The organism is Cohaesibacter gelatinilyticus, assembly GCF_900215605.1.
Taxonomy (GTDB): Bacteria; Pseudomonadota; Alphaproteobacteria; order Rhizobiales; family Cohaesibacteraceae; genus Cohaesibacter; species Cohaesibacter gelatinilyticus.
Genome location: NZ_OBEL01000004.1, coordinates 205,081 through 226,646, shown reverse-complemented (window position 1 = coordinate 226,646; position 21,566 = coordinate 205,081). Strand labels below are relative to the sequence as shown.

20 protein-coding genes are annotated in these 21,566 nt (G+C 52.4%); 6 read left to right on the top strand and 14 right to left on the bottom strand.

Going from position 1 to position 21,566, the window contains the following annotated elements; translation table 11 throughout:
- Window positions 1-217: 217 nt before the first annotated feature.
- Both CRO57_RS17025 and CRO57_RS17020 read right to left on the bottom strand, forming a co-directional pair.
- Entirely contained in the window at window positions 218-1,660 is a 1,443-nt protein-coding gene (locus tag CRO57_RS17025; protein WP_097154681.1) for an NAD-dependent succinate-semialdehyde dehydrogenase, read from the bottom strand.
- A gap of 3 nt (window positions 1,661-1,663) precedes the next feature.
- Window positions 1,664-2,941 (bottom strand): 4-aminobutyrate--2-oxoglutarate transaminase, encoded by a 1,278-nt coding sequence (locus tag CRO57_RS17020; RefSeq protein WP_097154680.1) that lies wholly within the window; start codon window positions 2,939-2,941, stop codon window positions 1,664-1,666.
- Window positions 2,942-3,106: 165 nt separating this feature from the next.
- Between CRO57_RS17020 and CRO57_RS17015 the strand changes: the two genes are divergently transcribed.
- Entirely contained in the window at window positions 3,107-3,679 is a 573-nt protein-coding gene (locus CRO57_RS17015; RefSeq protein ID WP_210200915.1) for a cupin domain-containing protein, read from the top strand.
- 52 nt (window positions 3,680-3,731) lie between these two features.
- Here the strand turns inward: CRO57_RS17015 and CRO57_RS17010 are convergent, their stop codons facing one another.
- From CRO57_RS17010 to cbbR, 12 genes are all read right to left on the bottom strand, one after another.
- The gene (locus CRO57_RS17010; protein ID WP_097154678.1) at window positions 3,732-4,853 is read right to left on the bottom strand and encodes an MHYT domain-containing protein; all 1,122 of its coding nucleotides are present in this window, start codon (window positions 4,851-4,853) and stop codon (window positions 3,732-3,734) included.
- 64 nt (window positions 4,854-4,917) lie between these two features.
- Window positions 4,918-5,922, bottom strand: a complete 1,005-nt coding sequence (locus CRO57_RS17005; RefSeq protein WP_210200914.1) for an XdhC family protein — start codon at window positions 5,920-5,922, stop codon at window positions 4,918-4,920.
- Window positions 5,919-6,230 (bottom strand): hypothetical protein, encoded by a 312-nt coding sequence (locus CRO57_RS17000; protein WP_141401268.1) that lies wholly within the window; start codon window positions 6,228-6,230, stop codon window positions 5,919-5,921. Before CRO57_RS17000 ends, CRO57_RS17005 begins: the two co-directional genes overlap by 4 nt.
- Window positions 6,230-6,784: an SRPBCC family protein gene (locus CRO57_RS16995; protein ID WP_097154676.1), complete on the bottom strand. Its 555-nt coding sequence runs from the start codon at window positions 6,782-6,784 to the stop codon at window positions 6,230-6,232. The genes CRO57_RS17000 and CRO57_RS16995 overlap by 1 nt, the downstream gene beginning before the upstream one ends.
- A gap of 4 nt (window positions 6,785-6,788) precedes the next feature.
- Window positions 6,789-7,403, bottom strand: coding sequence for a nucleotidyltransferase family protein (locus CRO57_RS16990; RefSeq protein WP_097154675.1), 615 nt, complete (start codon window positions 7,401-7,403; stop codon window positions 6,789-6,791).
- On the bottom strand, window positions 7,400-8,173 hold the full coding sequence (locus tag CRO57_RS16985) for an XdhC family protein (RefSeq protein WP_097154674.1): 774 nt from the start codon (window positions 8,171-8,173) through the stop codon (window positions 7,400-7,402). Before CRO57_RS16985 ends, CRO57_RS16990 begins: the two co-directional genes overlap by 4 nt.
- On the bottom strand, window positions 8,163-9,392 hold the full coding sequence (locus CRO57_RS16980) for a vWA domain-containing protein (protein WP_097154673.1): 1,230 nt from the start codon (window positions 9,390-9,392) through the stop codon (window positions 8,163-8,165). Before CRO57_RS16980 ends, CRO57_RS16985 begins: the two co-directional genes overlap by 11 nt.
- Complete coding sequence (locus CRO57_RS16975) at window positions 9,383-10,261, bottom strand: AAA family ATPase (RefSeq protein ID WP_097154672.1); 879 nt, start codon at window positions 10,259-10,261, stop codon at window positions 9,383-9,385. The genes CRO57_RS16980 and CRO57_RS16975 overlap by 10 nt, the downstream gene beginning before the upstream one ends.
- 93 nt (window positions 10,262-10,354) lie before the next feature.
- Window positions 10,355-12,781, bottom strand: a complete 2,427-nt coding sequence (locus CRO57_RS16970) for an aerobic carbon-monoxide dehydrogenase large subunit (RefSeq protein WP_097154671.1) — start codon at window positions 12,779-12,781, stop codon at window positions 10,355-10,357.
- Window positions 12,781-13,272 carry a (2Fe-2S)-binding protein gene (locus CRO57_RS16965; RefSeq protein ID WP_097154670.1) on the bottom strand — a complete coding sequence of 164 codons (492 nt, stop codon included), beginning with the start codon at window positions 13,270-13,272 and terminating at the stop codon, window positions 12,781-12,783. The genes CRO57_RS16970 and CRO57_RS16965 overlap by 1 nt, the downstream gene beginning before the upstream one ends.
- Window positions 13,257-14,159 (bottom strand): FAD binding domain-containing protein, encoded by a 903-nt coding sequence (locus CRO57_RS16960; RefSeq protein WP_097154842.1) that lies wholly within the window; start codon window positions 14,157-14,159, stop codon window positions 13,257-13,259. Before CRO57_RS16960 ends, CRO57_RS16965 begins: the two co-directional genes overlap by 16 nt.
- A 240-nt stretch (window positions 14,160-14,399) precedes the next feature.
- Entirely contained in the window at window positions 14,400-15,323 is a 924-nt protein-coding gene (gene cbbR, locus CRO57_RS16955) for a LysR family regulator CbbR (RefSeq protein WP_097154669.1), read from the bottom strand.
- Between the two features lie 103 nt (window positions 15,324-15,426).
- On the opposite strand from cbbR, the gene CRO57_RS16950 reads away from it, so the two are divergent.
- From CRO57_RS16950 to CRO57_RS16930, 5 genes are read left to right on the top strand one after another with little or no spacing between them, the layout of a single operon-like run.
- Window positions 15,427-16,434: a class 1 fructose-bisphosphatase gene (locus CRO57_RS16950; protein WP_097154668.1), complete on the top strand. Its 1,008-nt coding sequence runs from the start codon at window positions 15,427-15,429 to the stop codon at window positions 16,432-16,434.
- 29 nt (window positions 16,435-16,463) lie between these two features.
- The gene (locus tag CRO57_RS16945) at window positions 16,464-17,336 is read left to right on the top strand and encodes a phosphoribulokinase (protein WP_097154667.1); all 873 of its coding nucleotides are present in this window, start codon (window positions 16,464-16,466) and stop codon (window positions 17,334-17,336) included.
- A 14-nt stretch (window positions 17,337-17,350) separates the two neighbouring features.
- The gene (tkt, locus tag CRO57_RS16940; protein WP_097154666.1) at window positions 17,351-19,342 is read left to right on the top strand and encodes a transketolase; all 1,992 of its coding nucleotides are present in this window, start codon (window positions 17,351-17,353) and stop codon (window positions 19,340-19,342) included.
- 9 nt (window positions 19,343-19,351) lie between these two features.
- Window positions 19,352-20,353: a type I glyceraldehyde-3-phosphate dehydrogenase gene (gap, locus tag CRO57_RS16935; RefSeq protein WP_097154665.1), complete on the top strand. Its 1,002-nt coding sequence runs from the start codon at window positions 19,352-19,354 to the stop codon at window positions 20,351-20,353.
- Window positions 20,350-21,558, top strand: a complete 1,209-nt coding sequence (locus CRO57_RS16930; protein ID WP_097154664.1) for a phosphoglycerate kinase — start codon at window positions 20,350-20,352, stop codon at window positions 21,556-21,558. Before gap ends, CRO57_RS16930 begins: the two co-directional genes overlap by 4 nt.
- Window positions 21,559-21,566: the final 8 nt, after the last annotated feature.

Sequence of the window (21,566 nt, the reverse complement as noted above, 5' to 3'; positions counted from 1 at the left end):
TCTTGCACGACCAATTCATGCATTTGGAAGACTCACGGCTCAGAGTGCGACATTATTCCACACAAGCTACATTATTTTCCCAAAAGTATATCTACTTAGACATAAGCGCCTATTTTCATTAATAATTTTAAATCCAAAAAATAAAGCCCGGAAGGCACTCCCTCCGGGCTTTCGACATTAAAGATGGCGACCAAACGAGACACATGTCCCGATCAGCTCAGATCCCACCAAGACAGACATATTTAATTTCCAGGAAATCATCCATGCCATATTTGGAGCCTTCCCGACCAAGCCCAGACTGTTTGATGCCACCAAATGGTGCAACTTCGGTCGAGATCAAGCCAGTATTGACACCAACCATACCGGTCTCCAAAGCTTCAGCTACACGCCAGACACGAGAGAGATCATTGGCATAGAAGTAACCAGCCAGACCAAACTCGCTGTCATTGGCCAGAGCCACCACTTCTTCTTCGCTCTCAAAGCGAATGAGCGGAGCAAGGGGACCAAAGGTTTCTTCCTTCGAGACCATGGCTTCGATTGGCACGTCGGTGAGCACGGTTGGCTCAAAGAAAGTCCCCTTGATACGGGATCCGCCAGTCAACACCTTGGCCCCCTTTTCCTTGGCGTCAGCCAGATGGGCCTCCACTTTTGCCAAAGCTGCTTCATTGATCAGTGGTCCGGTGGTCACGCCATCCTCAGTACCATTGCCAACCTTCAAAGCTTTTGTCGCTGCAGCCAGTTTTTCAGCAAAAGCATCATAGACACCAGCCTGCACATAGATGCGGTTGGCGCAAACACAGGTCTGACCATTGTTGCGATATTTGGCGATCATCGCGCCTTCTACCGCTGCATCCAGATCTGCGTCATCGAAGACGATGAAAGGCGCATTGCCACCCAGCTCAAGGCTCATCTTCTTGATGCCGTCAGAACATTGGCGCATCAGGATCTGCCCCACACGAGTGGAACCGGTGAAAGTGATCTTGGAAACTTTCGGATTGGAGCAGAGCTCTTCGCCTGCTTCAGCCGCTTTGCTATTTGGCACCACATTGAAGACACCAGCGGGTATCCCAGCCCGTTCGGCCAGCACGGTCATGGCCAGAGCGGAAAGCGGTGTGAGTTCTGCCGGACGTGCCACAAAACTGCAGCCTGCTGCCAAGGCCGGTGCTACCTTGCGGGCAATCATGGCATTGGGGAAGTTCCAAGGTGTGATGGATCCCACAACACCAATTGGCTGCTTCATGACAATGATGCGCTTGTCTGGCTGGTGACCGGGGATGGTATCGCCATAAACACGTTTGGCTTCTTCAGAGAACCATTCAATGAAGGACGCTCCATAGAGGATCTCGCCTTTGGATTCAGCCAATGGTTTGCCCATCTCGGCGCAGAGGATTGCTGCCAGATCATCTGCTGCTTCCACCATCAGATCGAACCATTTGCGCAGAATGCCAGCGCGTTCCTTGCCGGTCTTTTTCGCCCATTCCTTCTGCGCGGTATAGGCAAGATCAATGGCTTCCTTCACATCGGCAACCGAGCAGTCGGAGACCGAGGCAATCACCTCACCAGTCGCGGGATTGGTCACATCGAATTTGTCATCCAGATCGCGCCATTCACCGCCGATATAGGCACGGGTTTCAAGCAGGCTTTTATCATTCAGTTTCATGGATCAAGCCTCCTTTGCAGCCAGCATGGTTTCTTTCAAGATGCCCATGGCTTCATCAAAGATCTCATTTTCGATGGTAAGAGGCGCAAGGAAACGCACCACATTGCCATAAACACCGCAGGTGAGCAGCACCAGATTGCGTTTTAACGCCTCATCCTTTACCCGAGCGGTGAAGTCAGCATCAGGGCCGGAACCATCAGCCTTGTTGAATTCCACTGCTGTCATGAAACCGGGGCCACGGATGTCGGCAATCTGCGGAATATCCGCTTTCAGACCTTCCAGAACAGCTTTCAGTTTGTCGCCCAGTATCGTTGCACGCTCGCTGAGCTTTTCTTCTTCGATCACATCCATCACAGCATGTGCTGCCGCAATACCAAGCGGATTACCGCCATAGGTGCCACCAAGGCCGCCGGGATTGGCTGCATCCATGATGTCCGCCTTGCCTGTGACAGCTGCCAGAGGCAGGCCGCCAGCCAGCCCCTTGGCCATGGTGGTGAGATCAGCCACCACATCATAATGCTCCATGGCAAACAGCTTGCCGGTACGACCAAAGCCGGTCTGCACTTCATCGGCAATCATCACGATGCCATGCTCGTCGCACAAAGCACGGACTGCGCACATCAACTCGGCAGGTGCCTGATAGAAACCACCCTCACCCTGAACTGGCTCCAGAATGATCGCCGCAACGCGCTTTGGATCGAGATCAGATTTGAACAATTGCTGGATGGCAGCAAGGCTCTGCTCGACACTCATGCCATGCAAATCGACCGGGAATGGTACATGGAAAACGTCACCCATCATGGCACCAAAGCCAGCCTTATAGGGCTGAACCTTGCCGGTCAGGCTCATTCCCATGAAAGTCCGACCATGGAAACCGCCACCAAAGGCAATCACGGCCTGACGCCCGGTGTGAGCACGGGCTATCTTGATCGCATTCTCAACGGCCTCTGCGCCGGTCGTCACAAAGACGGTACGTTTGTCAAAATCACCTGGAACAGCCTTGTTCAAGCGCTCTGCAAGATGGACATAGTTTTCATATGGCAGAACCTGATGGCAGGTATGAGTGAAGCGCTTCATCTGGGCTTCCACGGCAGCCATGACCTTGTCATTGCAATGCCCTGTATTGACCACGGCGATACCTGCGGCAAAGTCTATATAGCGCTGACCTTCTACATCCCAGACTTCGGCGTTCTTGGCACGGTCCACATAGACCTGGGTCATCATGCCAACGCCACGGGCAATAGCATCTGATTTGCGATTGGAGATTTCGGAATTCTGCATAATCTTCCCCCTGAGCGAGAGAGGATGCTCTCTCAAAAAGTGAGTGACTGGATCGGTTTTAAGATTTGCAGCGAGTCTAAAGTGTTTTCTATCTTGGAAAAGTCTATTTCTTTTGTAAAATAAGCTATTGAAAAATATGAACTCGAATAGGAAATGTTCTATATAATGAGCAAAATAAACAATTTTAGAGAGGAACTGGATGTCGGTCAGCGCCTATTGACGGTGCGCAAACAGGCAGACCTGTCGCAACGGGCTTTGGCTAAAAATGCTGGCGTGGCCAATTCAATGGTCTCACAAATAGAATCAGGCAAAATCAATCCATCTGTTGGTGCTTTGAAACGCATTCTGGATGGCATACCGATTGGATTGGCCGAATTTTTTTCCTTTGAAACCAAACCTGAACAGGCGGTCTTCTTCGCCGCTGAAGAGTTGAAGGAGATTGGCAAGGGGAAATTGTCCCTGAAACAGGTCGGCAACAACCTCTTTGGCCGCAATCTGCAAATTCTCCATGAGACATATCAGCCAGACGCCGATACCGGTCGCGTGATGTATGGGCATGATGGCGAAGAAGGCGGCGTGGTGATATCAGGTCGGATCGAGATCACGGTTGGCGAGCAACGGCGTATCCTCGGGCCGGGCGATGCCTATCTGTTCCATAGCCACAATCCGCATCGCTTTCGCGCAGTTGGGCCGGATCCATGCGTGATCGTGTCAGCTTGCACGCCACCAAGTTTCTAAAAGCCCGATTTAAAAGTCCTGAGCCAGAGACTTTTAAATCGGGCACTAAAGCTCAAAGACCCAGAGCAAGTTTGACATCTTCAATACGCGAGCGGGAAATGGGCACCTCTGCCAATTCGCTGATATTCTCGATCATGCAGCGACCATTATCCTTGTTGCGCACAAAGCCGGAGACGAAATTGACATTGACCATGTAGGAGCGATGAGTACGGATAAAATTGTCTGGCATTCTATCCATGGCATTGGAAATGGACCATGGGCAAAAAAGTCGCTCATTCTCGGTATAAAGCACACAATAATGCCCTTCTGCCTGAATTGCAGCAATCTCATCGCTATTGATAAATCGTATACTATTTTCCTTCTCATAGGGTACGCGCAAAGCTAGAGACGCTTGCTCTTTTGTTTCCTCTGCAATGGAAGCAGGGTCATGCAGTACAGGACCATTTTCAACGACATATTTTGTTGTTTGGGGTGCTAGGAAGGTTGCTGAAGTCAGCAGAAAAAACCCACAGATCGCAAAGGCGGAAAACAACACCCATAATGCCAACATGCCATTATCAAGAGCTGTCACGATGGCCTCTTCCGGTGGCAAGGCCGCAAATCCGGTCCAATACATGCCCACATAATGAATAACCGAGACCGACAGGCCGAAAATGATGGAACCGAGAATGATATTCAGCCGTGTTCTGGAGCGATAAGCCGCCCAGACGGCCAGGATACCGGTCGCAGGCCCCACGACAACCAGAATAAGCTTTCCTGTCAACCAGAAGACCGGAATACAGCCTCGAATGCCCAGCATGCCCACAAAATGCATGGTGACGATGCCATACCCCATAAGCGAGCCGGCTATCGACATGTTCAACCAATTGCGCCTGGCAAAATGCAGGATGAGCAGAGCTGCTCCGCTCATCAATATTTCGATCAAAACAGAACCAATTGTCCAGATCAGGTCATAGGAGATGGAAACAGGTAGCTTCAGCGCCAGCAGAGCCACAAAATGCATGGACCAGATACCGCCGCCAATCACAATGGCCGCCATGCCAATCTGCAATTTTCGGCGTGTAATGGACAATTCCGAGATGCCATTGGTCAGGGCAAGGCCGGTAAATGCGGCCAGAATGGCAATGATGATGGATGCCATAACCAGCGGAAGACTGTAGGTATAAGTCAGCATTGATCGAGGTGATCCTGATCCTTGAAAGGCATCTGAAAATTGGTCCGTAATTATATGTATGATATTAGGATGCTAGCCTCGCTTGGAGCACTTGAAAAGAGGCAATTATTTCTGCCAGTACCGATGTAGCGAGTAAACTGGCGTCCCGTAACGAGGGAACCAGTCCAATCGGCGCGGAAATACGCTCGATTTCATCCGCAGAACAGCCTATTTTGCCAAGCTCCTCACAGCGTCTTTCATGTGTCTTCACACTACCTACAGCCCCCACATAGAAAGCCTGTCCCGCCAAGGCTTGTTTGAGCAGCACACTCTCCCATTCCACATCATGGAACATCAAAGCAAATGCAGTATAAGGATCGTCTTCCGAGCATGGAAGACTGCTGGCAGACTTCAAATGATCAACCTGATCAATCTGCAATCGTCTGGCAATGGAAACTTCAATTTCCTTGGGAGATTGAAAATGCACCTCAAAACCAGATGCCTTGGCAGCACGCAGCAGGGCAATGCAATCAGCTCCCCTACCCGCAATGCGCAGCTTCAATTTCGGGACATAGTGAGCTGTAAAATCTGTATCATCTTCATCATCATTGATTGAAACTGCCCCGTTTCTGTGAAAACCAATGCTGACGGTCTGGCGCGACGCCAATCGACCATGTGCGTAGCGAAGAATTTCCATATCGGGTTGCGGCAAGATCATCAAATCAATAGAACCACCACAGGGCAATGGTAGATCGAAGTAGGGGCTGCCAGCTCCATATTTCAACTCGGTAAGCTTCCCCGATTGCAACGAAAGCTGCGCATTGGCGATAACATCGGCATCGATACAACCACCAGACAGATAGCCTACTACATCCCCTTCAGCGGAGACAGCCATCAAAGCACCAGGTGCTCGCACGGCCCCACCAACTGTCTTGACCAGCACGACCAAAGCCACATCCAGACCGGTTTCATACAGATCCAGCGCTGCGGACAGCACATCTTGCGGATGCTCCAGAAATGGCCCTTCCCTTGCAAGATCGAAGGTTCGCAGGCTTTTGCGCTCCAGCATGGCAGGGGTTACGCGGGTCATCCTGTTTTCCTTTCTTGTATTTTTGCACGGCGGCCGTTGGCACTATGGCAAGACTGGTTCTGCTCCTGATTGCTCGGGCGGTCAGATTTACGCTTCTCCCCCGTCGTCAGATCGACATGGAAAATACCCTCAGAGGTACAGATCACTGACCAGAAGCGCCCATCCGGACTGCGCTCAAGCGCGATGGTGGGCGTGGCAGACAGAGCGATCCCAACAGCAAGGGCAAGAATGAGGGTGCAAGCAATTCGACCCGCGGAGCGTTGGCCAAGGTTGCAGCTGCCCTGCTGTTGGGATGCTATCTCCATCATCAGTTCGCAATCACATAGGCGAGTATGGCGAGCAGAGCGGCACCAATACCCAGATAGAGCCATAAACCAGAGCCCGAGGGCTCCTTGGACATCGCAGCAGCCCCAGAGGCATCCGGCCCGCTGATCTGGTTGGAGAAGTTTCCAAAGAATTGTCCGGCCAGAACACCAGCAGTGCTCTGGATGAGACGGCCGCCAAGCTGGGCAATCTTGCCGCTGAGCTCCGCATCCACCAGATAATCAAGGCGAGTGCCTTCTGGATCTTCGCTGAGAGCCACCTTGGCGGTGCCTTTGGCCGCGCCCATACCACCAGCAGAGCCGGAACCAACGATTGCATAGCCATTGGGAGGATTGAGATCCTGCAACTCCACCTGACCGGAGAAGCGTGCCTTCACCGGACCGATCTTCGTGGCAACCGTGGCTTTGAACTGGTTTTCGCCTATGGCTTCCAAGCTTTCACAGCCCGGAATGGAGGCCTGCAGAATGTTTGGGTCATTGAGCCCTTGCCAGACTGTTTCCTTATCGGCGGCGATAACGCTAGAACCTTTGATTTCCATATAATTACCCTGTTCTTTTCAGTGTTTCTTTTGATCTCGCGAGATCCTCGGGGGTGTCGAGATCGAAGGTGAAATGGTTGTTTTTGGCTGCAAAAAACTGAACCTGATCAGGATTGGCATCGATGAAACGGCGACATCCCGGCACACGGCCCTGATCGCTGATCTGTTTGGCCAGAGACGATGGAAAGAGGATCGGATTTCCTCGCTCTACCTGAAAATGAGGCACCAGAACCTTGTCTTGCTGTCCTTGCAGATAGGCATCGCAAAGCGCGGCAATGTCCGATGATTGAAGCAAAGGCTGATCGGACAGCGCGATAAGGAGACCATCTCCATCCAGTAAGACATGCTGCAATCCAACCCGCACAGACGTCTTTTGCCCCTGCTCAAAGTCAGGATTGACAATGGTGGTCAGTTGCAATCCTTGAAGCTGAGAGCGAACCTTAGGCGCTTCATGCCCTAAAATGACATGCACCCGCATGCCAAGTGAGCAATAAAGCGATGCTGTTCTACGTACCAAGGCCTCGTCTCTAATCGGTAGCAACAACTTGTTCACCGATCCCATTCGCCTGGAGAGCCCTGCCGCCAGCAAAATGACCTCAAAGTTGGAATAATTGCTCATTGCTCGCCATCCTTCTCTTTGAGACGGCGATGTTCGATCAATTGCGAAACAATGGAAATGGCGATTTCTTCCGGGCTTTGCGCCCCGATTTTCAGCCCCGCCGGAGATATAATCCTTGCAATCTGGGAGGGCTCGAACTCCTCAGCCAATTTGGTCATGAGGTGATTGGCTTTCTTGTCGCTTGCCACAAAGAAAATACGCTCATATCCCGCGGTAAGGGCACCTTTCAGCGCATTCAGATCTCCCTGTCCCATGGTGGCAATGAGAGCATAGCGGCCGATTTTCCCGGCTTCACCATCTTCCTGTATCACCGGACTGAAACCGGCAAAGGCGCATAATTCCTTCAAGATGTGAGCGAGATGCGATTGACCGAATAGTGCAATTGCAGGCTTGGCGAAGACCGGTTCAACAAAGAATTCCAACTCACCCTGGCTTGGGCAATGATTGACAACCCGCTGTACCCCTCTGCCATCATCCGGTTGATCGGCTTTTGCTTTTGGCACAGCGTGAACCAGTTTGGTCTCACCACTTTCCAACACCTCAAGGACTGCCTTTTTCACCGCCGAGCGGATGCAGCCCCCACCGGTAAAACCGAGCAATTCTCCCTCACAGGTCGCAAGATAGCGATCTCCTGCTCGGGAGGCTGCCGTGCCATCCACTCGGATCACTGTGATCCGAACATATGACGTCCTTGATGCAACGAAATCTGCTTCCAATTGCACGACCTGATCCTGCGATGTAAGGCAGGAGAATGAGGCATTAACAGTCATGGATCAGAACTTTCTCGATAGCAGCAAGGGATTTCAGATTGTGAACGGGAAGCGCCAGATCCGCATGAGCCATCAGTTTTGAGGCTCCGCGTGCCTCGGGCGCATAGCAGTCACGCCCCAGCATTGGATTCAACCAGATAAATTTCTTGCAGCTGCGTTTGAGTTGGCTGAGCTGCCGATCAAGATCAGCCGTACCACCGGCGTCAAAACCGTCAGTCATCATCAGGAAAATGGTACGTTTGCTGGCCAACTGCTTTGCATATTGCTCATTGAAAACGGCCAGTATCTCGCCGATCCTGGTACCTCCAGACCAATCACGCCCCAATAAACTGAGCTTATCCGTCAGCACCTTGGCATTGGCTTTGTGAAAACGGGTTGAGACCGGTACCAGCCGGGTATTGAACAAGAAGGCATTGGCCTGTTTGGCCTCTTGCAACAGCGCCAGCATGAATTGGGCGAAGAAGATGGAATAGGCATCCATAGAGCCAGAAACATCAACGAAGATCACCAACTTGACCGGTGGCTTCTTGCGTTTCTTTTTCGCAAGCTGCAGTGGAATGCCATCGCTCGCCAAGGCTTGACGCATGCTTTTGCGAAGATCAATCTGCATCCCTTTATTTGCGATGCTCTTGCGGCGTGAAAGACGATAATGCAGCCGTTTGCCGAGCCTTGCAGCCAGCGCTAACAGCTCATCAGCTTCTTCTTCATCTTTTACTTTGCCAAAATCGGCCGATTGACGATTACTCTGGCCTGAAGCACCACCTAACTTGGCAGCATTGGTATCCTGCTCGCTTTGTTCATCAGATTCCGCATTATCGTTTTGTGCCTCGCGCCATTCGAAGTAATGCGCCAATCCCTGCTGCGGACCGGCGATGCCATCCCCTTGGGTATTTTTCTCCACCACGCTCTGTGCGGCCAGGGAAACATCACGCCAGATGGTTGCTTTGAGGCTGGCTTTGCCAAGCCAGTAGGCATCAAAGATTTCATCAAAACGCTCAAGCTCAGTGGCCCGATTGCAAAAGAGAATTTGCAAACTCTGACGAAAGGCATGCTTTCCCAAAAGCTCTGGCTGATCAGAGAAGAGCCCTATCGCCTGTTCGCTATCACTTGGCCCGATGGAAAAACCATTGTCACGCAACAACCGTACAAACTGCGTCAACCGCCAGGTGAGCAATTCTCCAATATCAGGCTCATGGGTGGGATACAGATTTACGCGCATGATGCACCTGCCACCAGTCGTTCATAGACCGGGAAAGGAATCTGTTCCTGATCTACCCGTGTCTTCAAGAGGCAAACCAGCGCCTGGTAGGATTGCTCGAGATCATCCGCCAGATCTTCAATCTCCAGCCCGATCAGAGCTGCAGTCCAATCCAACGTCTCTGCAACACCGGGAACTTTGATCAAATCTTCGTTGCGCAAGGCCGCAACAAAGGAGGCTACCCCTTGTGCAAGCTTGATATTGCAGTCTGGAAGTCGTGTTTGAATGATGCGCAGCTCAGTTGCGATATCAGGAAAGTCGATGTGATGAAACAAACAGCGACGACGCAATGCATCCGATATGTCCCGCACACCATTCGACGTGATGATTACAAGCGGTTTGGTGATCGCAGGAAGGGGACCAAGTTCGGGGATCGTTACCTGAAAGTCAGACAGGATCTCCAAAAGGAATGCTTCGAATTCCTCGTCTGCTCGGTCCACTTCATCGATCAGCAACACGGGTGGCTCAGGCTGGCGAATGGCTTCCAGCAAAGGTCGCTCAATCAGATAATCTTGCGAAAACAGATCAGCTTCTTGGAGACTGGTTCCTTGCTTTCCAGCAAGGGAAATAGCTAGCATCTGACGCTGATAGTTCCATTCATAAATCGTCTGTTGAGCATCCAGCCCTTCATAACATTGCAGTCGGATCAGGGCACGATCCATCGCCTTGGCAATAGACTGGGCGACGAAGGTCTTGCCCACGCCAGCTTCCCCTTCCAGGAGAAGAGGACGCTCCAGCATGCTGGCCATGGAGAGCGCGAGCGACAGCCGCCCATCAGCCACATAGCCAGCAGAGGCCAGCAGCTGCTGATAATCCTTAGCAGAAGTCATCTTGAATTCCTGATCTGACGGTCAGTTTACAAAGCTGCATGAGAGGGTTGGCCGAGACTTACTCTGCCCTAGCCAACCGCAATCCTTCATGCATCACTGATCGGTCATGCCCAATGATTTGGCATAGGCCCAGATATTCGCCGCTGTATGTGGCATATGGGTCTGCACGCCACCGAAAGGGCGGAAGGCATCATTGACCGCATTGGAGAAGGCCGGAACCCCGCCAACATGGGGGCTTTCGCCAACTCCTTTGGCCCCAATTGGATGATGCGGGCTTGGCACCTCTGTATGATCGGTTTCCCAATGAGGGGTCTCCACTGCTGTTGGCAGGAAGAAATCCATCAGGCTGGCTCCTATCACATTGCCGGTGTCATCAAAGTCGATAAGCTGGCCCATGGCCACAGCAAAGGCTTCCGTCAGGCCGCCATGTACCTGCCCTTCGATGATCATCGGATTGATACGGGTACCGCAATCATCCAACGCATAAAAACGCTCGATCTTGTAGACACCGGTATCAACGTCAATCTTCAGAACACAGAAATAGGCTCCATAAGGGAACGTGAAATTCGGCGGATCATAATAATCAACCGCTTCCAGCCCCATCTCCATGCCTTCAGGCACGTTATTGTAGGCCGCCCAAGCAAGCTCTTTCATGCTCTTGCGTTTTTCTGGTGCGCCTTTGACCGCAAAGCCATCGACGTCCCATTCCAGATCATCGTGGTGCACTTCCAACAGATGGGAAGCAATCAGCTGCGCCTTATGCTTGATCTTGCGACCAGCACGGGCGGCGGCAGCCCCCGCCACAGGTGTGGAACGCGAGCCATAAGTGCCAAGACCATATGGTGCGGTATCCGTGTCCCCTTCTTCAATGGTGATCATGTCCGCAGCAATACCAGTTTCACTGGCCAGGATCTGAGCAAAGGTCGTCTCATGCCCCTGTCCCTGACTTTTTACCCCAAGGCGGGCAATCGCAGCCCCGGTTGGGTGAACACGAATTTCGCAGCTATCAAACATTCCGATACCAAGAATATCGCAATTCTTGGACGGACCAGCCCCGACAATCTCGGTAAAGAAAGAAACGCCGATACCCATGATTTCACGGGATTTACCCGCTTTGAAATCCTCAACCATTTTAGCTTGCTCTGCTCGCAATCCATCATAGTCAACAGCATCCATGGCTTTCTTCATGGCTGTTGGATAGTCACCGCTGTCATATTCCCAACCAAATGCAGAAGTGTATGGGAACTGCTCTGGCTGAACAAAGTTTTTCTGGCGCAATTCCGCTGCATCCATTCCAAGCTTGATGGCCAGCACTTCAATGATGCGCTCAATGGTATAGACCGCCTCCGTCACACGGAAGGAGCAGCGATAGGACACACCGCCCGGCGCTTTGTTTGTATAGACACCAGTAACAGAGCAAAAGGCTGCGCCAATATCATAGGAGCCGGAGCAAATATGATACATGCCTGCCGGATATTTGGAGGGATCGGCACAGGCATCAAAGGCACCATGATCAGCCAGCACATGGCTGCGCATACCCAAGATCTTACCATCCTTGGTCGCCGCCAGCTCTGCCTCGATATGATAGTCTCGGGCAAAAGCGGTGGTGGAGAGATTCTCCATCCGGTCTTCGATCCATTTCACCGGCTTCTTGAGTACAATGGAGCCGACAATGGACATGACATAGCCCGGATAAACGCCAACCTTGTTACCAAAGCCGCCACCGATATCCGGAGCGATCACGCGGATTTTGTGCTCTGGAATATTGGAGATGAGCGACGCAACAGTACGAACGACATGAGGAGCTTGAAAAGTACCCCATAATGTTAGCTGCCCTGTGATCGGATTCATATCAGCAACCGAACCGCAAGTCTCCAGCGGACAAGGATGAACGCGCGGATGTGCCAGATATTCCTTTACCACCACATCCGCCTTGTCGAACGCCTCTTGCGTTGCGGCTTCATCACCAGCAGTCCAGGTAAAGATGTGATTGTGATGGGTCCGCGGGCCGTGAGCCCCTTCGGTCTTCCCTGCCAGATCCTCGCGCAAGACAGGAGCATTCGCGTCCATGGCTTTGTGAGCATCCATCAGAGGTTCCAGCTCTTCATACTCAACGGCCAGCGCTTCCACACCATCAGCAGCTGCATATCTGTCCTTGGCAACGATGAAGGCCACTTCCTGGTTCTGGAACAGAACCTTTTCATGCGCCAGAACAGCCTGAACATCCCCTGCCAGCGTTGGCATATAATGCAGGTTCAGCGGGATCAGATCTTCTGCCGTTATAACCGCCACAACACCAGGCACAGCCAGAGCACTATCCTTGTCGATATGCTTGATGCGTGCATGGGCAAAAGGGCTGCGGACAAAGTCGCCAAACAACATGCCCGGCAATTTGACATCATCCACATAATTGCCGCGTCCTTGGGTGAAGCGAATATCTTCGACTCGCTTTCTCTTGCAACCAATGCCTTCCAGCTGATCGGTGCGTTCCTCAATGGAAATAATACCTGTATCTGCCATTATTCCGCTGCCACCTTTTGACTGAGTGTTTCGCTAGCCATTTGAACGGCTTTGACAATGTTCTGATAGCCTGTGCAGCGGCACAGATTGCCGGAGATGCCCCAGCGGATTTCGTCTTCAGTTGGCATCGGATTCTCCTGCAGCAGACGGTGAGCCCGCATGATCATGCCTGGCGTACAAAAACCACATTGAAGACCATGCATTTCACGGAAGGCCTCCTGTATTGCATGCAATGTGCCATCGGCATGGGCCATACCTTCTACGGTGGTAATTTCCGCCCCGTCTGCCTGTACCGCAAACATGGTGCAGCTTTTGACCGAACGGCCATCCAGATCGACGGTGCATGCACCACAATGGCTGGTATCACAGCCAATATGGGCGCCGGTCAGTTCCAATTGCTCGCGCAAAGTATGGATCAGCAAATCACGAGGCTCGACGGCGACTTCCATTTCATCGCCGTTGACGGTCAGTTTGATCAGCGTTTTAGCCATCCGAAGAGCCCTCCCTTTTTGGCAGTTTTATCAGCACGCTCAACGGCAGCTTCGATAGCTCGCTGAACCATCACACCACCCATTCTTGTTCTATATTCACTGGAACCACGGCCATCAGACGCAGGTGCCATGATGGCTTCGGCTGCTTTCACCGCTCCCTTGATGGTGATCGGACTTAGAGGAGCACTGGTCAGGATGCTTTCTGCTTCGGCCACATAAAGCGGAGTATCGGCAAGATTGGTCAGCGCGACAGAAGCGTCCAACACATTGTCTTCAGACATCGAGAGCACAACAGCCGCAGCAGCCGTGGCGTAATCACCAACCTTGCGCTTCAGCTTCTGATAGGAGTAACCATGCCCTTGAGCAGGAGCTTTGAAGCGAATGCCAGTGATCAGCTCGACCGTCTCCAATGCCGTGAAATAAGCACCTTGATAGAAATCACGGGCTTTGACCTCACGCTTGCCGTTGGTGCTTTCAATGATGTAGGTCGCATCCAGGCACTGCATCAGCGCTGGCATGTCATTGCCCGGATCACCATTGGCCACATTGCCACCGATGGTACCGCAATAACGGATCTGCGGATCAGCAATCAGAAGTGCCGTTTCGCGCAAGATTGGGCAGGCATCATGCAGCTCTGTAGATTCAATCAATTGGTGCTGCGTGACTGAAGCGCCAATGCGAACCTCTTTGTCAATGTCGATATAGTTGAGATCGCTCAAAGCACCCAGATCGACAAGGCGTTCTGGAGTTGCCATGCGAAGCTTCATCATCGGAATGAGGCTGTGGCCTCCAGCAATGGGTCTGGCCTCATCGCCACCTTCGCGAAGCATGGTAAGTGCTTCACTCTTGGTCCTGGGCCGCAAATAATCAAAATCACCTGGAATCATCGCTCTATTCGGTCCTCCCACATCATTTTGAATGGCAGGATTGGATCTCATATTGTCGATGATTGACGGGTCCGGGTCACTGCACATTCATGCATTCATGATGTTTAACTGCGACAAAACAGCTCGCTCAGGTCTATGGGCATCTCCTTATCTGCGATGATTTTTCTTTAAGTGCGCCATAGCTGCACGAGATGCGAACGCGAATGACGACTGAATGGGCCTACCAGGCAAAATTCTCAATCAGAGAGTCGGCAAGAAGCTGGCTTTGAGATCGAGGATGAAGTCGCGCACGGTTTTAAGCGTATTGGAAATTTCGACATCTTCTCGATGGAGTAAAAACCATTGGCGGACGATGGGTAAACCCTCCACTTCCAATGTCACCAAGCGGCCAGATTTGATCTCTTCTGTCGTGGTATGTTGCGAGATCAGAGCGATACCAAGGTTGGCGATGACTGCTTGTTTGATGGTCTCATTCGATCCCATCTCGATCGCCCGATAGGGGGTCCCCTCTCCAAGTCGATCCAGGTAACGGGTCATAAGGATAAGGGTACCTGATCCCTGCTCTCGACTGAGAAATGTCTGAGCAAGAAAATCCGCAGGACTGATATCCTCCTTGCCTGCCAGCGGATGATCGGAAGCAGCAATGAAAACATGAGGATGAGTTCCAATCACTTCAGCAATATTGGCGGGACTTCTTGGTGGACGCCCCATGATGGCCATATCAATGGTTCGCTCTGACAACTCACGAATGATGTCCTGCCGATTGCCCACTTTCAGGATCACATCAATATCCGGATAGGCTTCTCCAATTTGTGCAACAAGGCCGGGGACAAAATATTTTGCCGTACTGACAACACCCAAAACCACCACACCGGTCTGTCCATGCTTCAGTGCTCTCACCCGTTCGACCGAGCTGTTCAATATAGCCAGAATTTGCCGCTCAGCATCCAGTATGGTCTGCCCTTCCGGCGTGAAAGTCGGTCCATGCTGGCGGCTGGATTCCAGCACTGTACAATTGAGCGCCTGCTCCAATCCCTTGACTTGTGTATGAACCGCAGGAGGCGTCAGCCCCAGCTCATTGGCTGCGGCAGTAATGGACCCATGGTCGGCAATGGCGCGTAAAGCGCGCAACTGCTTGAGGGTTATGGCTTCAAGCTTTGGCATTAAATTTTATTTAATCTCACATTCTTTTTTTTAAATTTTTTCATAGATTGAAATGTGGAATGAAATATTCAGTCTCGTCAAGAGCTGAGGTTGAAATATTATTATGCGAATATCGAGTACAGCCATCTCCGGTGATCATATCCCGGCCAATTTGCAGCCGGTAGTCAACGCCCTTTGCGACACTGCAAGGGAGTTGGCCGTGATCATTGCCAAAGGACCCTTGGGTCAATCTCTTGGCCACGAAGTGGGTGAAAACAGTGATGGTGATGGGCAGAAAGCATTGGATGTTTTGGCCGATGACATGTTTCTGGCCAAGCTTTGTAATGCCAATATCCGCTGGTATGCATCTGAAGAGCAAGAGGATGTAATATCACTGGATCGAGAGGGCCGCTATGCCTTGGCAATTGACCCTCTGGATGGTTCATCCAATATCGATGTGAACGTATCCATTGGCACCATTTTCTCAATATATGAGGCCCATGGTGAAGCCAACGAAAGCTTCCTGCGTCCGGCTTCAGAACAAATCGCTGCTGGATACATCATCTATGGTCCGCAAACCGGTCTTGCCATCACTTTTGGTGCGGGAACACAATTCTATTTGCTCAATCCCGACAGCAATCGCTTTGAGTTGGTCGATCCGAGCATCAGGGTCAGCGATAGCTCCACCGAATATGCCATCAATGCCTCCAATTACCGCCATTGGGACAAGCCGATCCGCGCCTATATCGATGATTGCATAGCGGGGAGCGAAGGCCCACGAAGTGAAGAATTCAACATGCGTTGGGTGGCATCCCTTGTGGCCGAAACCCATCGCATTCTCAGCCGGGGTGGTGTGTTCCTCTATCCCTCGGACAGCCGTTCCGGCTATGCATCAGGCCGTCTGCGCATGGTGTATGAATGTGCACCCATCGCCTTTCTGATTGAGCAGGCCGGGGGCAAGGCAACTGACGGCACCATGCCGATCATGCAGCAGAGCGCATCTTCGCTTCATGCCCGCACCTCCTTTGTTTTTGGCTCGCCCGACAATGTCTCGCGCATAGCAGATTATTTCTCCCTATCAGAACAGGAAGTCTCTGCCCTGTTCAACAGTCGCGGCCTGTTCCGGGCGTAAGTTCAGTTCCGAGTTAAGAGGAAATCCAGATGAGCAAGAAGCATCCCATCATCTCTGTGACCGGATCATCCGGGGCCGGAACAACCACGGTCAAAACCACTTTTGATCAGATCTTTCGCCGCGAAGGGATCAAGGCCGTCTCGATCGAGGGTGACGCCTTTCATCGCTATGACCGCGCTGCAATGAAGCAGCAACTTGAACACCGTAAAAGTCAGGGTGATGAGACCTTCAGCCATTTCAGCTATGAAGCCAATGAGCTGGAAAAATTGGCGGAAGCGTTTCGTTCTTATGGCGAAACCGGCAACGGAATGACCCGTCATTATATTCATGATGACATTGAGGCCGAGAAATGGGGCGGAGATCCCGGCACCTTCACCGACTGGAAAAATTTTGATGAGGGGTCCGATCTCCTCTTTTATGAAGGCTTGCACGGCGCAGTGGTGAATGACGAGGTCGACCTCGCTGCCCTTGCCGATCTCAAGATCGGTGTCGTTCCGGTGATCAATCTGGAGTGGATTCAGAAGATCCATCGCGATACCGACAAGCGTGGCTATTCGACAGAAGCCATTACCGACACCATTCTGCGCCGCATGCATGCCTATGTGCATTGCATCTGCCCGCAATTCATCCGTACGGATATCAATTTCCAAAGGGTACCGGTGGTGGATACGTCCGATCCGTTCATCGCACGCTGGATCCCGACACCGGATGAAAGCATCGTCGTCATCCGCTTCCGCAATCCACGTGGCATCGATTTCCCTTACCTCATTTCCATGATCGAGGGCAGTTGGATGAGCCGGGCCAATTCCATCGTTATTCCCGGCGGCAAGATGGACCTGGCCATGCAGCTGATCCTGACGCCGATGGTCCACCGCCTCATCAGTGAATCCCGCCGCAGCTAATCAGGAGAGACGCAATGAATGAACAAACAATCCCAATCATCAATGCCGAAGACCTGATGGCCAACGCTGTGCGCGCCCTGACCATGGACGCGGTACAAAAGGCCAATTCCGGCCATCCCGGTGCCCCCATGGGTATGGCCGATATTGCCAGCGTCCTCTTCAATCGTTTCATCAAGATCGACCCGACCAATCCCGATTGGCCTGACCGGGATCGCTTCGTGCTCTCGGCCGGGCACGGATCCATGCTGATCTATGCCATTCATCATCTTCTTGGCTACGATGATATGGATATGGATCAGTTGCGCAATTTCCGCCAGATGGAAGCACGCACGGCTGGACATCCCGAATATGGACATGCAAAAGGAATCGAGACCACCACCGGGCCACTGGGACAAGGCATTGCCACTGCCGTTGGCATGGCGCTGGCCGAGCGGATGCAAAATGCCCGCTTTGGAGACAAGCTTGTCGATCACTACACCTATGTACTCGCTGGCGACGGTTGCCTGATGGAAGGCATCAGCCAGGAAGCCATCGACTTTGCCGGACATATGGGATTGGGCAAGTTGATTGTCTTTTGGGATGATAATCACATCACCATTGATGGCCCGACCGATCTCTCCACCTCCATGGATCAACGTGCACGCTTTGAAGCAGCAGGTTGGCATGTGCAGGAAATCAATGGTCATGACAAAAAGGCCGTTGCAGGCGCCATCGATCTGGCTCGGCGGGAAAACCGCCCCTCCATGATTGCATGCAGAACCATGATCGGATTTGGTTCTCCTGCCAAGCAAGGTACGAGCGGTGTGCATGGCGCGCCTTTGGGCGAAGCCGAAATCGAAGCCACTCGCAAGGCTCTGGGTTGGCCCCATGATGCGTTCGAGATACCGGATTCCATTTATCAATCCTGGGGTGCTATTGCAGAACGCGGTGCCCTTCAACGACAGGTCTGGGAAGATCGCCTGATCCAGTCCGAGCGAAAGGAAGACTTTGCGACAACGCTGGCTTCACCAGATGCCAAAGCCTTGCAATCCGCCATTCAGATTTTAAAGGAAGGGTTGAGTGAAAGCATGCCCAAAGTCGCAACGCGCAAGGCATCCGAAATCACGCTCGATGTGATCCATAATGTATTGCCCAATCTCGCAGGTGGCTCGGCCGATCTGACTGGCTCCAATAATACCCGTGCCAAGGCGATGATGCCGGTCACCAGGCATGATTTTAGCGGTTCCTATATTCATTATGGCATCCGCGAGCATTGCATGGCTGCCATAATGAATGGCCTCAGCTTGCATGGCGGCTTTCTGCCCTATGGCGGCACCTTCTTGGCCTTTGCCGACTATTGCCGTCCGGCGATGCGGCTCTCGTCACTGATGGAGCAACCTGTGGTCTATGTCATGACCCACGATTCCATTGGTCTTGGCGAGGATGGTCCAACCCATCAACCAGTTGAAACCATCGCAAGCCTGCGCGCCATGCCCAATATGGATGTCTTCCGACCAGCTGATGCGGTGGAAACAGCAGAGGCTTGGGAGCTGGCCTTGCTCTCTTCCAATACGCCATCTGTTCTATGCCTTTCCCGGCAAGGGCTGCCAACGATCCGCAAGACCCACAATGCTGCCAACATGACGGCCAAGGGGGCCTATGTCTTGCGCGAGGCTACCAAGGACAGAGATGTGACACTCTTCGCCACCGGCTCCGAAGTCACAATCGCACTGGAAGCAGCAGACATCCTGGAAGAACAGGACATTCAGGCAGCGGTGGTCTCGGTGCCTTGCTTCGAACTCTTCATGCGACAGGGAGACGCCTATCGTCTCTCCGTCCTTGGCACAGCACCTCGCGTCGGGGTTGAGGCTGCTGTTCGCCAGGGATGGTCCGATCTGTTGGGACCAAAGAGCGCCTTTGTCGGCATGCAAGGGTTCGGAGCTTCTGCTCCAGCGGATGATCTCTATCGCCATTTCGGCATCACGGCTGAGAATGTCGCTCGCACAGCTGCCAATTTGATTAGCTAAGGAATTGATATGACTGTTAAAGTTGCCATAAACGGCTTTGGCCGTATCGGGAGAAATGTGCTTCGTGCCATCCTGGAGACGGATCGAACGGACATAGAGGTCGTCGCTATCAATGATCTCGGACCGGTAGGGACCAATGCACATTTGCTGAAATTTGACAGCGTGCATGGGCGCTTTCCCGGTGTGATCAAAACAACGGAGAATAGCATTGACGCTGGGCGCGGACCAATCAGAGTCACAGCCATTCGTGACCCGAAAGATTTGCCTTGGAATGACGTGGATGTGGCATTGGAATGCACCGGCATTTTCGCCACACGTGAGAAGGCGTCCGCACATCTGAAGAATGGCTCCAAACGTGTTCTGGTCTCTGCGCCCGCATCCAATGCAGACAAAACCATTGTGTATGGGGTCAATCATGACAGCCTGACTACAGACGATCTGGTCGTCTCCAATGCCTCCTGCACCACCAATTGCCTGTCGCCAGTAGCCAAGGTGCTGAATGATGCCATCGGCATCAAACGTGGCTTCATGACCACCATCCACTCCTATACCGGCGACCAGCCAACGCTGGATACCATGCATGGTGATCTCTATCGCGCCAGGGCTGCTGCCATGAGCATGATCCCAACCTCCACCGGCGCAGCCAAGGCGGTCGGCCTTGTTCTGCCAGAATTGAACGGCAAACTGGACGGTGTGGCCATTCGCGTCCCCACACCCAATGTTTCTGTTGTCGATCTGGTGTTCGAAGCCGACCGCCCCACCAGTGCAGAAGAGGTAAATGCCGCCATTCGCACCGCTGCAGATGGGTCATTGAAAGGCATTCTTGGCTATAGCGATCTCGCCAATGTGTCGGTCGATTTCAATCACGATCCCCATTCCTCCATCTTTCATATGGACCAGACAAAGGTCATGGACGGCACCATGGTACGCATCCTGTCCTGGTACGACAATGAATGGGGATTTTCCAACCGCATGGCAGACACCGCCGTCGCGCTCGGGAGGCTGATATGAGGAATTTTCATTCCATTCTGGATCAGGATGTCAAAGGCAAGCGACTACTTGTCCGGGCCGATCTCAACGTACCACTCAACAACGGAGCAGTGAGTGATACCACTCGCATCGAACGCTTTGCCGCTGGAATACGTCCCTTGCTGGATCGCGGTGCGAGATTGGTCATTCTCACCCATTTGGGTCGCCCAAAGAATGGACCGGAGGAGCATTTTTCAGTTGCTCAGCTCATCCCAAGCCTGGAGGTGGCTCTTCCTTGTACAGTTCAGTTTGCTGCAGTTTGCATTGGCAGTGAAGCTGAAACCAAAGCCAATGCCTTGAAAGATGGCGAAGTTTTGCTTTGCGAGAATGTGCGTTTTGAAGCAGGCGAAGAGAGTAATGATCTGGCCTTTGCCAAAGCTCTTTCAAAGCTTGGCGACTTGTATGTCAATGATGCCTTTTCCTGCGCTCATCGTGCCCATGCATCCACCAGCGCTATTGCTTCGCTTTTGCCTTCCTATGCGGGGCCCTTGTTGATGGAAGAACTGGATGCCTTGTCGAGCGCTCTGGAAGCACCGCAAAGCCCGGCCATTGCCATTGTCGGCGGAGCCAAAGTGTCTTCCAAGATTGCAGTACTCAAAAATCTGGTCCGAAAACTCGATGCCGTAATCATTGGCGGTGGTATGGCCAATACCTTCCTTCACGCCAGGGGTGCACCAATGGGCAAATCCCTGCATGAAGCAGATCAGGTTGCAATGGTTCGCGAGATCGAAGCTCTCGCCGAAGAACATGGCTGCCGTCTCATCCTGCCTGTCGATATTGTGGTTGCAAGAGAGTTCGAGAAAGATTCTCCAAACATCCGTCTCTCAGCCATGCAATGCCCGGCAGACTCGATGATTCTGGATGCAGGCTCAGCAAGCATTGCGCTCTTTGAGCAAGAAATTGTCAGCGCCAGAACCGTGCTCTGGAATGGACCACTGGGTGCCTTTGAAATCCAGCCTTTTGACATTGCCACTCTGACACTGGCCTGCAGAACAGCCGGGCTATGCAAAGACGGCAAGCTGATTGCCATTGCTGGTGGTGGCGACACTGTGGCTGCTTTGAATGCTGCCGATGTGGGAGACAGCTTTACCTATGTCTCCAGCGCAGGTGGTGCCTTCCTCGAATGGTTGGAAGGTAAGACCCTACCCGGCATTGCAGCCCTCACCCATCCTCAAAAAGTGGCATAGCCAACAGG

Bases quoted from the DNA above. Each gene is read 5' to 3' on its own strand.
- cbbR (WP_097154669.1), bottom strand. From the start codon at position 15,323: ATGCCAAAGCTTGAAGCCATAACCCTCAAGCAGTTGCGCGCTTTACGC.
- CRO57_RS16945 (WP_097154667.1), top strand. From the start codon at position 16,464: ATGAGCAAGAAGCATCCCATCATCTCTGTGACCGGATCATCCGGGGCC.
- CRO57_RS16985 (WP_097154674.1), bottom strand. From the start codon at position 8,173: ATGACTGTTAATGCCTCATTCTCCTGCCTTACATCGCAGGATCAGGTC.
- CRO57_RS17020 (WP_097154680.1), bottom strand. From the start codon at position 2,941: ATGCAGAATTCCGAAATCTCCAATCGCAAATCAGATGCTATTGCCCGT.
- CRO57_RS16990 (WP_097154675.1), bottom strand. From the start codon at position 7,403: ATGAGCAATTATTCCAACTTTGAGGTCATTTTGCTGGCGGCAGGGCTC.
- CRO57_RS16965 (WP_097154670.1), bottom strand. From the start codon at position 13,272: ATGGCTAAAACGCTGATCAAACTGACCGTCAACGGCGATGAAATGGAA.
- gap (WP_097154665.1), top strand. From the start codon at position 19,352: ATGACTGTTAAAGTTGCCATAAACGGCTTTGGCCGTATCGGGAGAAAT.
- CRO57_RS16970 (WP_097154671.1), bottom strand. From the start codon at position 12,781: ATGGCAGATACAGGTATTATTTCCATTGAGGAACGCACCGATCAGCTG.
- CRO57_RS16975 (WP_097154672.1), bottom strand. From the start codon at position 10,261: ATGACTTCTGCTAAGGATTATCAGCAGCTGCTGGCCTCTGCTGGCTAT.
- CRO57_RS16995 (WP_097154676.1), bottom strand. From the start codon at position 6,784: ATGGAAATCAAAGGTTCTAGCGTTATCGCCGCCGATAAGGAAACAGTC.
- CRO57_RS17015 (WP_210200915.1), top strand. From the start codon at position 3,107: ATGAGCAAAATAAACAATTTTAGAGAGGAACTGGATGTCGGTCAGCGC.
- CRO57_RS17000 (WP_141401268.1), bottom strand. From the start codon at position 6,230: ATGATGGAGATAGCATCCCAACAGCAGGGCAGCTGCAACCTTGGCCAA.
- CRO57_RS17005 (WP_210200914.1), bottom strand. From the start codon at position 5,922: ATGACCCGCGTAACCCCTGCCATGCTGGAGCGCAAAAGCCTGCGAACC.
- CRO57_RS16930 (WP_097154664.1), top strand. From the start codon at position 20,350: ATGAGGAATTTTCATTCCATTCTGGATCAGGATGTCAAAGGCAAGCGA.
- CRO57_RS17025 (WP_097154681.1), bottom strand. From the start codon at position 1,660: ATGAAACTGAATGATAAAAGCCTGCTTGAAACCCGTGCCTATATCGGC.
- CRO57_RS16950 (WP_097154668.1), top strand. From the start codon at position 15,427: ATGCGAATATCGAGTACAGCCATCTCCGGTGATCATATCCCGGCCAAT.
- CRO57_RS16980 (WP_097154673.1), bottom strand. From the start codon at position 9,392: ATGCGCGTAAATCTGTATCCCACCCATGAGCCTGATATTGGAGAATTG.
- CRO57_RS17010 (WP_097154678.1), bottom strand. From the start codon at position 4,853: ATGCTGACTTATACCTACAGTCTTCCGCTGGTTATGGCATCCATCATC.
- tkt (WP_097154666.1), top strand. From the start codon at position 17,351: ATGAATGAACAAACAATCCCAATCATCAATGCCGAAGACCTGATGGCC.
- CRO57_RS16960 (WP_097154842.1), bottom strand. From the start codon at position 14,159: ATGATTCCAGGTGATTTTGATTATTTGCGGCCCAGGACCAAGAGTGAA.